General features: G+C 46.1%; 14 protein-coding genes. 7 read left to right on the forward strand and 7 right to left on the reverse strand.

The window, feature by feature from the left end:
* Window positions 1-53 precede the first annotated feature (53 nt).
* A complete protein-coding gene (locus tag K0C01_RS08005) occupies window positions 54-1,052 on the reverse strand; it encodes a lysylphosphatidylglycerol synthase transmembrane domain-containing protein (RefSeq protein WP_221169193.1) in 999 nt (332 codons plus the stop codon).
* The gene (locus tag K0C01_RS08010) at window positions 1,049-1,615 is read right to left on the reverse strand and encodes a class I SAM-dependent methyltransferase (protein ID WP_221169194.1); all 567 of its coding nucleotides are present in this window, start codon (window positions 1,613-1,615) and stop codon (window positions 1,049-1,051) included. The genes K0C01_RS08005 and K0C01_RS08010 overlap by 4 nt, the downstream gene beginning before the upstream one ends.
* 157 nt (window positions 1,616-1,772) lie before the next feature.
* Between K0C01_RS08010 and K0C01_RS08015 the strand changes: the two genes are divergently transcribed.
* The 5 genes from K0C01_RS08015 (at window position 1,773) to K0C01_RS08035 (ending at window position 6,819) form a co-directional block, all read left to right on the forward strand.
* Window positions 1,773-2,819 carry a DNA-methyltransferase gene (locus tag K0C01_RS08015; RefSeq protein WP_221169195.1) on the forward strand — a complete coding sequence of 349 codons (1,047 nt, stop codon included), beginning with the start codon at window positions 1,773-1,775 and terminating at the stop codon, window positions 2,817-2,819.
* A 169-nt stretch (window positions 2,820-2,988) separates the two neighbouring features.
* Window positions 2,989-4,200 (forward strand): MFS transporter, encoded by a 1,212-nt coding sequence (locus tag K0C01_RS08020; RefSeq protein ID WP_221171231.1) that lies wholly within the window; start codon window positions 2,989-2,991, stop codon window positions 4,198-4,200.
* A gap of 146 nt (window positions 4,201-4,346) precedes the next feature.
* Window positions 4,347-5,447: a putative sulfate/molybdate transporter gene (locus K0C01_RS08025; protein ID WP_221169196.1), complete on the forward strand. Its 1,101-nt coding sequence runs from the start codon at window positions 4,347-4,349 to the stop codon at window positions 5,445-5,447.
* Between the two features lie 134 nt (window positions 5,448-5,581).
* Window positions 5,582-6,043 (forward strand): 6-pyruvoyl trahydropterin synthase family protein, encoded by a 462-nt coding sequence (locus K0C01_RS08030; protein WP_221169197.1) that lies wholly within the window; start codon window positions 5,582-5,584, stop codon window positions 6,041-6,043.
* Window positions 6,043-6,819, forward strand: coding sequence for a 7-carboxy-7-deazaguanine synthase QueE (locus K0C01_RS08035; protein ID WP_221169198.1), 777 nt, complete (start codon window positions 6,043-6,045; stop codon window positions 6,817-6,819). The genes K0C01_RS08030 and K0C01_RS08035 overlap by 1 nt, the downstream gene beginning before the upstream one ends.
* A gap of 63 nt (window positions 6,820-6,882) precedes the next feature.
* On the opposite strand, the gene K0C01_RS08040 is transcribed toward K0C01_RS08035, so the two are convergent.
* From K0C01_RS08040 to K0C01_RS08060, 5 genes are all read right to left on the reverse strand, one after another.
* Window positions 6,883-7,566 (reverse strand): 7-cyano-7-deazaguanine synthase, encoded by a 684-nt coding sequence (locus tag K0C01_RS08040; protein ID WP_221169199.1) that lies wholly within the window; start codon window positions 7,564-7,566, stop codon window positions 6,883-6,885.
* Window positions 7,567-7,680: 114 nt separating this feature from the next.
* A complete protein-coding gene (locus tag K0C01_RS08045; RefSeq protein WP_221169200.1) occupies window positions 7,681-8,460 on the reverse strand; it encodes a phosphate ABC transporter ATP-binding protein in 780 nt (259 codons plus the stop codon).
* Entirely contained in the window at window positions 8,457-9,317 is an 861-nt protein-coding gene (locus tag K0C01_RS08050) for a PstA family ABC transporter permease (RefSeq protein ID WP_221169201.1), read from the reverse strand. Before K0C01_RS08050 ends, K0C01_RS08045 begins: the two co-directional genes overlap by 4 nt.
* Entirely contained in the window at window positions 9,317-10,243 is a 927-nt protein-coding gene (gene pstC / locus K0C01_RS08055; protein WP_221169202.1) for a phosphate ABC transporter permease subunit PstC, read from the reverse strand. Before pstC ends, K0C01_RS08050 begins: the two co-directional genes overlap by 1 nt.
* Window positions 10,240-11,256: a PstS family phosphate ABC transporter substrate-binding protein gene (locus K0C01_RS08060; RefSeq protein WP_255568242.1), complete on the reverse strand. Its 1,017-nt coding sequence runs from the start codon at window positions 11,254-11,256 to the stop codon at window positions 10,240-10,242. The genes pstC and K0C01_RS08060 overlap by 4 nt, the downstream gene beginning before the upstream one ends.
* A 733-nt stretch (window positions 11,257-11,989) precedes the next feature.
* Between K0C01_RS08060 and K0C01_RS08065 the strand changes: the two genes are divergently transcribed.
* Window positions 11,990-12,796, forward strand: a complete 807-nt coding sequence (locus K0C01_RS08065) for a hypothetical protein (protein WP_221169203.1) — start codon at window positions 11,990-11,992, stop codon at window positions 12,794-12,796.
* 46 nt (window positions 12,797-12,842) lie between these two features.
* Window positions 12,843-13,139 (forward strand): transcriptional regulator, encoded by a 297-nt coding sequence (locus tag K0C01_RS08070; protein WP_221169204.1) that lies wholly within the window; start codon window positions 12,843-12,845, stop codon window positions 13,137-13,139.
* Window positions 13,140-13,208: the final 69 nt, after the last annotated feature.

The raw sequence follows: 13,208 nt of genomic DNA on the forward strand, positions 1-13,208 counted from the left end.
CTCAAGTATACAGAAGGCATATCTGATTTGGATTTATCTGCTCGGCGGCAGAATTACTGAAACCAACTGTCAACCCGAGTCTCTTCAGGTGATATTTGTTCGTCTGAAACGAATAGCCAAACTGTTGCTCCGGCCGAAAGAGCAAGCGGAAACCAAAACGTTGCAACCCGAGTAACTAGCGCAACTGCCATCCCTTCGCTAAACGTTAATCCTCCAATTACACAAACCGAAGCTAACGTTGCCTCAAACGTTCCAAGTCCTCCTGGTGAAACGGGAAGTAAACTGACTCCGTATGCAAGAAACGTTCCAACAACTGCGATAAATAAACTTAGCTCAAGGGATAAAAACTGTGCAGCAAGATACACTTTGAACGGATACAATGCCCAGACACCAGTTGAGACGGATAGCATCCATGCCTGTTCAGAATATGTTAGCAACGACCTCGCATTCCGTATGGAACTTTGCAGAAATCTCTGTGCCTCATCTATATGCGGGATGGAATATTCTTTGTCAACTAACAGTCGATCTCGAAATCGAATCAGCAAGTAGCCAATCAAGAGTACAATTATCGTCGCTAATATAGGTCCAAGGACCACATTGGTTTCTAACTGGACCGTCACATCGGCATAGTTGACGAAGAACAGCGTTGAAACGACACAGATGACAAAAAGCGGCCCCAGAGAGACAAACTTCTGCACCAGTAATAACGCTGAAAGACGATGATATGCTGTATTTGTTATTTGATGGAATAGATATACTTTCGCCGCCTCCCCGCCCAGTTTTGAGGATGGTGTAACGCTTTCAACGAACCCACTGGCGAGATTTACAATCGCTATGTCTCTGTATCGAATACTTTTCCCCGATCGCTTGAACAAATACCCCCACTGGTAAGCAAGCCCGGCGATAGTTATAATCTGTAGTCCTAACAGAATAAGTAGCTCATACCAGGCTAACATTTGCGCAGTTTCCACGATCTCTGCCCATCCAGCAATGAGTATTCCTCCAACCAAAATCGCCGCACCAACAACCCACAGAACTGCTTTTTGCCTCATACTTGCAGCATCAGGGATTGATCAAACGTCGGCATCAGGTGTGTAACAGAATCGACTGTCGCCTCAGTCGTAGAAATGGAATCATATGTTTCCTCAAATATTGATCGGGGTTGCCTCACAATGACTTTACTTGGAGCGTCTGATGTTGATTGGTACGCTGAAACAATTTGATCCTTTGGTCGGGCTTGGAGCGCTAGTACGGCAACATCACAAACCTCAGAAACAATTGATCCGTCTCCTACGACTTTTGTACCGTCCCCTTCGTATAGTTTAACGTTATCGCCAACTCCGACCCGATTTAAATTCTGCTGCGCCTCTGTAAGGACTGCTGAATCCTTATCAATTGCATGAATAGTTGCATCAGTGTATTTTGCAAGCAATCCAGCAGTAAACGGCATTGCCCCACACCCCACGTTCAGAATATTATCTGCTTCATCGAGCGCTCCAAGCGATACCTCTTGTGAAACAACCGGCCGATACGAATGCATGTAGACTGAAAATACCGCTGGAAGTTCGGTGCATGATTTCTCCAACTTCGCAACTGTCTTTTGAACTGCGCTCACTTTAGGTATGCCTAAAAACAGTAGCTTATATAATACTTTGGAAAAGCCTATACCGATTATACGTGTATTAAGAGCCGGCTGCTACAGCTCTTTCTCAGAGACTAAGTGTGCAATAAATACGAAGCGTCTATGAGAGAAAAGCCGAGAACAGCTAACAATGGAAACATATCATCATGTCTTTGCCGCCGATTCGAGAAGCTTAGATCAACTTGAGGATGACTCTGTTGAACTCGTTGTTACCTCTCCTCCGTACCCAATGATCGAGATGTGGGACGATCTCTTTGGCAGCCTCAACTCCGATATTGAATCACATTTAGAGAACTCTCAAGGACAGGCTGCATTTGAAGCAATGCATACCGAATTGGACAAGGTCTGGGAAGAATTAAGCCGCGTACTGGTTGACGGAGGAATTGCATGTATCAACATCGGCGATGCCACACGAAAGGTCGATAACAGCTTTCGGGTCTACCAAAATCACTCCCGAATAATTGATGCGTTCGAAGCGTATGGATTCGAGCCACTTCCCGAAATTTTGTGGCGAAAACCCGTCAACTCCGGAGCAAAGTTCATGGGCAGTGGAATGATCCCGCCAAATGCCTATGTTACACTCGAGCATGAGTATATCTTGATCTTTAGAAACGGCAAGCAACGACGAACGTTTCAATCTGAATCAGAGCGCCGATACAATTCTGCATATTTCTGGGAGGAGCGTAATAACTGGTTTTCAGATGTATGGACGGATATCAAAGGAGAAATACAACAGTTAGAGCATGATGAGCTACGAAACCGATCTGCAGCGTATCCATTTGAGATTCCATATCGCCTAATAAATATGTACAGCGTCTATGGTGATACAGTGCTGGATCCGTTCTGGGGAACTGGAACGACTTCGCTTGCTGCGATCATTGCTGGAAGAAACTCGGTCGGCTTTGAGATTGAGAACGAATTTATCCAAGTATTTGCAGACCGAATAGAAAAAATTCCAGCCTTTTCAAAAAACGTCGTTGAAACCCGCCTTGAGAACCACCGAGAATTTGTTCAGGAAAAACATCGTTCTGGTGACGACCTCAAGTATGAAGCAGAACACTACAACTTTCCAGTTACCACAAAGCAAGAACAACCTATTCAGTTTTATACCGTTGCAGATATCGATGACACCGATGATAGATACCAAGTTAGCTATCAGCCAGTAAGAGAGTCCTAATACGCCAGATATTTTATTCTAATAACAGATTTATCATAGACTTTTTTGCTCTCGCTATTGCTATTCATTTATACAACTTTTGAGACACAAATTGCAATCAATGAGCGTAAGTTACTGCCAATCGATACTAAAAATTGTCTACTATGTCTGCTAATGTAGCGCTCCGGTGGTGGAAGTGAAGACGTGGAAAATTGTCACACTTGTTACGGGATGGCAGGTTGCGGCAAGCCTTATTTACTATGCCGTTTTTGCTGCTACGCCATTCTTCCGTGCTGAGTTAGAAGTCTCTCGATTTCTCGTTGGTGTTGTCATTACTGCAGTTACACTTGGATATGCAATCTCACTTCTACCAATTGGTGCATTGACCGATAAATTTGGAGAACGGCGTATCCTTACCTGGGGTTTACTCGGTATTTCAGTCGCAGCCGTCGGCGTTGCTGTTTCGTGGTCTTATATCACACTTCTTGTTGCAGTGTTCTTTGTCGGAGCACTGTATGGAACGGCGATGCCAGGAACAAATAAAGCGATCTTCAATAAAGTTCCAAGCAATCGGCTTAACTTCGCGATGGGAGTGAAGCAAGTTGGCGTTACCGCTGGAAGTGGTATCAGCGCAGTGCTCGTGACGTGGATTGCTGGTATCTTGTTCTGGGAGGCTGGATTTTACCTTGCTGCTGGATTTGCAGTTGCGATAGCTATCCTCTTTTTCGTCCTGTATCCTCCCGTTGAAGGCACATCAGAGGCAACTTATCCGGACTTTCGTAGACTCTCTCAGAATCGTCCATACCGATCGCTTGTTATTGCTGGGTTCTTTCTTGGCGCAGCGATCTTCACGACGACAGCATATACCGTCTTGTATATGGAAGAGTCAATAGGCACTTCCGTTGCAATTGGTGGCGCTGTGCTTGCCCTTGTCCAAGTGACTGGTAGCCTTGGACGTGTTATCTCTGGGTGGATCTGTGACCGGCTCCCTGGATCTCAGCGCCGACGGACAGCTGGTGTACTACTTGCACAAACCACGGCTGGTACTGTGACATTTATCGCTGTCATGCTTGCTGGATCTGAACTACTTGCAGCAATTAGCTTTGCTGTGTTGGGCTTCTTTGTTCTTGGTAATACAGGCGTCTACTATTCCTGCCTCGGCTCGCTAGTCTCCTCTGATGAGGTAGGAGGCGCGACTGGAGGTGGGCAATTGGCAATTACATCTGGTGGACTGTTTGTTCCGCCGCTGTTTGGCCTTGCTGCTGATACTGTTGGATACTGGGCAAGTTGGACTCTACTAGCTCTCCTCGTAGGTCTTGCAGGTATCTTCATTATCCGTGTCTTTCGCACTCCGGCACCCAATGAGAAATCTGATAAAATGCGCTCAATCGACAGCAATTAGAGCCCGTTGCTCTGCCCGTCGCTTGCACTGTTATACCAGTGTTCTCTGATTTTAACTGTTAGTCAAAAGTGCCTACATTTTGTATTGATGAAACTATTATCAGTTACAAAAAACACACTTATGTGTGGGAACAAAATCGGAGCTTGATGGGTAAGATGCCGCTTATTGATGGTAATATTGATCTTCGTTTTACACAAAACGAAATTACCGGAGCGATAGGAGATTCGGTTACGGTTCTCCCACTTGTCGTTGCAGTTGCTATATTGACTGACTTATCGCTCACGATGATGCTTCTATGGTTTGGTATCTTCCAAATCGTCTGGGGACTCTACTATGGCGTCCCAATCTCTGTCGAACCCATGAAGGCGTTAGCAGCACTTATTCTGGCAGGAACGATCACAACTGAAGAGTTTCTTCTTGCCGGGTTGCTCCTTGGTGGGATACTCATAGTCATGGGTAAAACTGGAACGCTTGCTCGTGTTGGAGAGTATATCGGAAATCCGGTCGTGCGCGGAATTCAACTCGGTGTTGGGCTTGTGCTTTTAGAAACCGGGCTACAACTTAGTGCTGGTGACGTTCAGTTAGCAGTTATTGCAGCAGGAGTTGCTGTAGGAATTATCGCTCTTGGCTATTGGAACTTGACGGCTATTATTGTGTTACTCTTTGGAGGAATTGTTGCAGGCTATCAGGTAGGATTCTCGATGCCAACAAGTCCTGATTTCAGCGGACTCTTTCTTGTTAGTGGAGCCAGTCTTAACTTCTCAACACTTGAGGCGACGGCTATTCAATTAGCAATGACTGTGGGTAATGCAGCACTTGCTGCATCAGTGCTCTTGTATGATTATTTTGATCGAAATATCTCTGCTGACGATTTATCACATAGCATGGGTGTGATGAATTTGACTGCAATTCCATTTGGTGCACTTCCTATGTGTCACGGAAGCGGCGGCATCGCTGGAAAATATGCATTCGGTGCCCGGACTGCCGGTGCAAATATCTTTCTGGGGATCGGATATGTGCTCGTTGCATTGCTTGGTGCTGGCCTTGTCGCGGCGTATCCACTTGCGATGCTTGGCGTTATTTTGGTGCTAATTGCAGCACAGCTGGGCAAGACGAGCATCCAGAAAGCACAAAATTATCCGTTGGTCATTGGGATTGGAGCTATCGGAGTCCTCATTAATCTCGGTGCTGCATTCGTTCTCGGCACGCTTGCGTATCTAATTTTCCAACGGTATAAGCGTGTATAAGGATTGCAACTTGAGTACCATCTCAGCACTTTTGATCTATGTCTATCTGTGCATAATCGGCTGACGTTGTACCGATCCTGTGAAACTCGTTTGGGACGGTAGTCTTTTATTCATGGTTACGATACTATCCAGATATGCCTGAAAGAATATCTGAAGATGTTGATAACTCTGCCGCACTCTCCGAACAGGAACGGACATTGTATATTGGTGAAGAAAACCCAATCCGGATCAGCTCTGGCCACCGCTTGCTCCACCATGAGGGAAAATGCTCTAGACCACATGGACATAACTACCGAATCAGCGTTGAGATCTCGGGTACACTGACTGCAGCAGAAGGTTGGGTCGTCGATAAGGGAGATGTAGAAGATATCATTGACGAATGGGATCATAAATTTCTCGTAGAACAGGGTGACCCATTGATCGAAGCATTCGAACGATCCGATGATCGAAATGCGCTTGTCGTGCTCGACTGTCCTCCCACGGCGGAAGCAATGGCAGTGAAACTTGAGGAAAAACTCAAAGATCGGCTGCCGGATAATATCACCACTGTCTCTGTTGCCGTACGAGAAACTGCAGAACTCAATGCAGCATTCTAATGCCAGTCACAACAGATCTCTCACAGCTGGGGTCAGAGTCGCCGCCAGAAGCAGCGAGTCTCCCAATTAACGAATTGTTCTACTCTTTACAGGGCGAAGGGAAACTCGCTGGCATCCCTTCGGTCTTTATCCGAACATCGGGATGTAATCTGCGGTGCTGGTACTGTGATTCCTATCATACCTCTTGGGAACCAACAGGTTCGTGGATGCGTATCGAAGACATTGTTGACGCAGTAAACGAGTTTGATTCTGCAGACCACGTCGTGCTAACAGGCGGCGAGCCACTAATGCATGAAGAGTCAACGATATTGTTGGAACGACTATCTGACTGCGGGTATCATACAACGGTCGAGACAAATGGTACAATTTACCGAGACGCACCCATCGATCTAGCCAGTATTAGCCCAAAGCTATCTAATTCGACGCCAACAACAGACAAAGACCCGACAGGCAATGGAGAATGGATGGAACAGCATGAGAAGCGACGAATTAATGTTGATCGTTTTGCTGATTTCATCGATAGCTATCCATACCAACTGAAATTTGTCGTTACAGACAGTGATGATGTACAGGAAATCAAGACGCTCGTTGACGATATTCAGCAACACAGTGAAACAGCTATCAACGGTACGGACGTGCTACTGATGCCAGAAGGAACAACCAGTGAAGAACTAGATCAACAACGCAATCAGGTAGCTGCTTTGGCTCAGGAACACGGGTATCGATACACTCCACGACTCCACGTTAATCTCTGGGACGACAAACCGGGTACTTGAGTCTTTTATAGAAATTGCGAGGCGAAAACTCACCCCTTCAGGGGTGGGAGGAGGTCAATTCGGTCACTGTGCGACAACTGGGTCTTCGATATCCGCTTTTTCGAACGCTTCCTTTCGCTCGACGCAGGCGGGGCACTCCCCACATGGAGTTCCAGACTGGTCATTATAACAACTGAATGTAAGCGACCAATCAACACCCAACTTCTCTCCCAATGTTAGCACCTCTGGCTTATCGAGATCAATTAATGGTGTCTCAATTGTAACTGTATGTTGATCAGTTGATCTATTGATTGCTTTTTGTGCTGCTTCAATGAACGCGGGGCGACAGTCCGGGTAATCTGTGCTATCATTGTACTGTGCACCATGGAATAGAACAAGTTCAACACCAGGATCAGTGTGGTGCTCAGCAACGGCAGCTGCGGATGTCAGAAAGTGGAGATTTCGCTGTGGAACATATCCAACACTGTGACCTTCTTCAGCCATGTGATTGCTATCATACTCTTTGTCTTCTATTGTTCCTTCTGCAAATTCTGCAAATACTGTTCGATAATCTACCGTATGCAGATCAATATTATGTGCTGTTGCTTGTGCTTCTGCATTGCTTCGCTCAATCGATTCTGTCTGTTGTCCATAGTCAATATGAATAGCCTCGACTTTCTCGTATTCGTCGAGTGCTTGCTGCAGACAAACAGCTGAGTCAATACCCCCGGAGAGCAAGACGACTGCTTTTGGCGTATGTTCAGTCATATATGTTCTTTAAGTTACTGACCGAAGTGTTATCTCCGAAAAGTACTCACACAGTAATCAACTTGGTGATGAGCGCAATTCAATATATCAACGCTAATCGCACGAACCCGCTTTTTATGATTTATCGGGTGCTACTACCTCTCCTTCGACAAATCGCTGTGTCCGCTCCTCTTTAGGGTTATTGAAGAACGTCTCTGCACTGGAATGTTCGACAACTTCACCGAGATACAAGAAAATAACTTCATCAGCTAGCCTTTGTGCCTGCTTCATACTGTGTGTCACCATAACTATTGTATATTCCTTCTTTAGCCGCTCTAGAGTTTCTTCGACATTTTGAGCAGAAACAGGATCAAGTGCGGAGGTGACTTCATCACACAGCAGAACTTTCGGCTCAACAGCCAGTGAACGGGCCAGACATAACCGCTGAATCTGTCCTCTTGATAATTCAGCAGCAGGCGTATCTAACCGGTCTTTAACTTCGTCCCAGAGGTCCACCTCTTTAAGTCGCTGTCTCACAATGTTATCAAGCTCTTCGCTTGAAGGTGAGCTATGAAGACGAGGGCCGTATGCAACGTTATCGTAGATTGACAACGGCAGTGGAGTTGGTTCCTGTGGGACATATCCAACGTCACGGCGAATTTCCGGCACAGGACGGTCCGTATTGTAAATTGGCTCGTCTTCCAAATACGCATCGCCTGAAATCTCAACATTGCCTTGTATATCATGAAGCCGATCTAATGATTTGAGCAACGTTGATTTTCCACAGCCCGATGGACCGACAATGGCTGTCGTCTGGTTCTTTGGGAACTGAACAGAAACTCCTTTGAGCGCCTCTACTTCTTGATTACCGGTATACGTTACTCGAAGATCTTCAGTGTAAAGTACCGAACTCATGGTGGATTACCTCCAATCGTAAAGCGTGACATTCGTCTTGTCAGTAGCTTTGAAATTAGTATCAACAGCAAGACTGCAGTAATTAATAAGAACGATGCTGCATATGCGTGTGCTCGTAACTCAGCGTTAAATGACGCTGCCTGCTCAAAGATCAGAATTGGTAGTGTCGTTGCTGGTTCAAATGGGCCAGCAGGCATTCTTGTACTTCCCCCTGCGGTAAACAGTACGGTAGCAGCATCCCCAATTCCTCTGGCGAATCCCATGATAACGCCTGCAACAATGCCAGGCAGTGCCGACTTGATCATCATTTTTGACGCTTCAATACGCGTTGCTCCAAGCCCATACGTTGCTTCACGAACTTGCTCTGGTGCAGATTGCAAGGCTTCGTCTACGTATCTGGTAATAATTGGATACTGGAAAATCCCAATGGCAATAATACCAGCCACAAGACTAGCTCGTGCTCCGGCTGCAATCATCAGTGTGAGCACGAATACACCATAGATAATTGGAGGTGTTCCCCACAGTGAGTTTAATAGCGTATTTGTGTAGTCTGTAAACCGTTCGCTTGAATAGTCACTCTGTAGATACACTGCTGTAGAAATCGCAATCACTGTCGAGATTATCGTCGCTGGAACAACAATTAGGATACTTCCCATCACAGCATGGAGAAATCCGCCCTCTGCGTCAAGCATGTAGGATCCTCCAGGAGGCGTAATCATGATTGTTGGATCAGAAATAAGAACACTGCCTCCTCGATATACCGTCACACCAATTACGAGTATTAGGACACTCAATACCACTGCTGCACTGCCCTTGATAACCGCTTCGAAGAACCGCTGCTCTCGATACCTATCCATCAGTATTGCCACCTCCGTTCTAACCGCCGTCGGATGACCGTAGCAATTAGATTAAACACTAATACCACGGTAAGAAGAATTACACCAACAAAGATCAGTGCGGACTGTGTGAGTGGAAGAGTCATAAGTTCGCCAAAGTCATTGACGATTGTTGAAGTCAGTGTCTGACCGGTGCTAAATGGACTTTCTGGAATTTGTGTCTGGCCGCCGATGAGCATTGTCGGAACTATCGTGGCCCCAAATACGCGGCCAAATCCGAGAAGTGTTGCTGAGATTAGTGCTGGACCGGCTCCGCGGTATAGGATATGCTTGATCATCTCCCATCGTGTTGCTCCCAGCGCTAGTGCTGATTCTCGCAGTTCGTCTGGCAGCGACTCCAATGCTTCAACTGCCATTGATATCATATATGGCGTAATAACAATCGACATGACAAGCCCGGCAGTAAGAATGCTCAATCCAGTACTCTGTGCCCCAAATATTGGTGCAATATAATCTCCCACTAATGGCACAACCACAATGATTCCAACCAGTCCAAACACAACCCCAGGGACAGCCGCAAGGACATCAATAAAAGATGAAACAACTGCTTTTGACCTCCCTTCTGCAAACTCAGCGATATATGTTGCAGCAAAAATCGCAATCGGCGTTCCAATTATCATCGCAATCGCTGTTACGTACAATGTCCCGACAAGAGCTGGAAGGAAGCCAAACTCTTCCTGCGCTGGATCCCAGTTAGCTGAGGTCATCAACTGAACAAGCGAATATTCAGCAAGCAGATCTAATGACTCCCAGATTAGTAATGCAAAAATCCCCAACAGCAGGGCCGTTGCAAAATACCCCGCTATGTGAAGCCACCCGCTACTGATCCGTTCGACTATCAACCGCCGCCGTAACCGTGTTTGCTTTACATTACTCTCTTCTGTCATTGATCAACCGATTCGTCCAAGCGTTGCCGTTGTGCTTCTAATTTCTCTTCGCTAATCGGTACATATCCATTCTCTCGAACCATATCCTGTTGCTCATCGCTTAGTACCCACTCAACAAAATCATAGACCTCTCCTTCAAATTCGTTTATTGTAGCCAAAAACATATCACGCGCCGGCGGTGATGGATAAGTTCCTTCATCAACTGCATCTAAAAATGTACTTCGATCATCATAGAAGTCTTCATCTTCACCTAACGTTCCGTCTCCGTCGAGATCTATTGGCACAGGACGAACATCGCTGTCGAGCTCTCCCGTCTCAAAGTCCCAAATATAATTGACATTATTCATCGCAATGGCATTCTCTTCACCATCAACAGCTTCTGCAACCTGCTGATCGCCATCAAAATTCCCATCTGATGCGTCATTTAATTCGCTTTGGGTATATTCTTCATCGCCTTCTCCAAGAAACGCACCCCACTTCTTATAGGCGGCTGATGCATCTGATCGTCCGTAGACAATAATTTCTTCTCCCTCAACATCTGTGTCAACTACCTCGTCCCAAGTGTCTACTTCATCGGTAAAGATATCTTCCAGGTCTGACCGGGAGAGACCTTGCTCTTCAATTTCATCCCTGACCGGGTTATCCTTGTTTATTGTCCCAACAACTGTATCACGTAGGATTGCAACTTCATACACGCCTTGATCCACCTCATCGTCAAATGGCTCTCTGCCCATCATTGCTACATCAACTTGGTCGCCTGTCAAATCTGAAATTCCAACACCTGTCCCACCACCAGCAATATCGATCACAGTTCCTGTCTCTTCCTCATACTTTTCTGCCCAGACTTGGACCATTGGAAGCGGTCCTACGCCCCCAGAAATCCGAATATCAGCATCTTCTCCAAAGAGACTACTACAACCAGCGATACCTGCAATTCCCGCTGCTCCTACACCGCCAAGAAATGTACGTCGAGATGATTCATTCGATATAAACTCAGTGTTGCTTTCGTTCACATACGGATATAACACTATATAAATAAATCAATGTCATTCCCCGTAATATAGAGGGATACTACCAGACATCAGTAATAATTGCCGTTAATTTTTGAGTATATATGATGGCTTTGGATGGCCAAACGTGATTTTGTCTGTAAACGGCTATAGCACCCAGTATACTGCAACAGATCATTGAACCCGACCTATTACTTCCCGCAAGAATTTCCTCTATACACGACGCTCCCAGTAACATGGATTCAAATTATAGAAAGTGCGAGGCAACAGCCCACTCCTTTAGCGGTGTGGACGAAGCCAACAACTGGAAACTAATCAACATGAGAGCTTGAATTTGGAGTGTTGCCCTTGAGACGCAGGCATGACTGTCCTGAGGCGGTTTAGCCGCTCAAGGAATCTGAACCTCCAACCCAAGCGGTACGGTACCACGGGAATCCAACGACTGTCCCCGTGGGGAATGTCAATCCGAACACGGAAACAAATCTGGCTAAGCTCGGCACAAGTTCTGGATTTCGTTGCGCAATCGCCGTTTGTGTCTAATTCCCGTTGTGTTTCAGGTTTATACTAGAACTATGCTTCTGCGTGTCGACTAGAATTCAAGCCTTCAGTTCTCTGATTTCCCTAATAGTGCTGTAGTCTTGTGGTGTTAGACTGATTGTTAATCTCTCAGAAACAGTAACATGGTAGACACTTCACCCAGTAACTTAAACAATGATAACTACGTTGTTCTAGATGTATGACAGAGCGACTTCTCGTCCCTTATCTCGCTGATCTGCTTAGTCCATCCACCGGGCGCTTCTCGCAAGAGGAAGCCAGCCAGCTTATGGGGAAGGTTAATATCGCAGCTGCCAAAACGGCTCAGAACTACGAAGCAATCACCGATGGATTGCTTCTTACGATTCTGAAATCGGAGGATGTTCAGACATATCTCTCCGAGGCAGTTCCCACTCCAGATGAAGAAGCAGAGCTGAACGAGCCGATCTCGCAGGATGAAACTCCCGGGGATGATCTACCAAAAGTTACTCACAGAGACGCCTTTATTAGTGACCGAATTGACCGACGAGAGATTGACAGATTCGATGAGGTGCTAACAGACGCCCTTAAGGATGTGTTTGACACTAGTCGTGAGACTGATGCCGAGGAGATTGTTGATGCGTTTATCCGTCAACTCCGTGTTGAGCTGATCGAAGACCCAGGTGCTTGGAGGATGTTCAAAGAACGCCACCAAGAATACGATCTGATCGATGTTGAAACTGCACAGAACAGTGTTCAGGAATCGATGCACCAAGAGCTAACAGAATACCGTCAGAAAGGTGATCAGATCGATCGCTATATTGAACGACAGCGCGCGTTCATTATACAGCTTCTACGAACAGTTTACGAAGAGTTCCAGGATCTTCGAGAAGACTATGAGGAAACCAAAACAAAGAATGAACGACTAAATAGCCAAGTCGGACGACAGCGAACCTATCTCATCGGGGCACTCATTCTCGTTGTCGTGATCGCGATTGCTGCAGTTGTTGGCACGATTGCTTTCGGATAACGCTATCGTTTACAATTCTGTACAGTGAACTGTACACAAGTCGATTATGAGTGATGATACACAGACCACACGACAGCAGCTCAAACAACTGCTCCTACAGGAAAGTCAAACTCCACAACAGTTAGCTGAGCAGTGTGACACAACATCATCGAATGTGTTGCGACATCTCGAACACATTGCAAAGAGCATCGATACAACAGACCAGCAAATGCTTGTTAAACCGCCACAATGCGTAGACTGTGGATTTGATCGGTTTGATGATCGTATTAATATCCCATCTCGATGTCCACAGTGCAAAAGTGAGACCATTGAAGACCCTGTGTTTAAAATCGAGTCGGTGTGAAGCACCCGGGGTCAAGCTCCGAGACACGCTGCCTGCTTTCCCTGTAGATCTCTGTTACTGTACTTGATT

It is taken from the genome of Salinarchaeum sp. IM2453, assembly GCF_019693215.1.
Taxonomy (GTDB): Archaea; Halobacteriota; Halobacteria; order Halobacteriales; family Salinarchaeaceae; genus IM2453.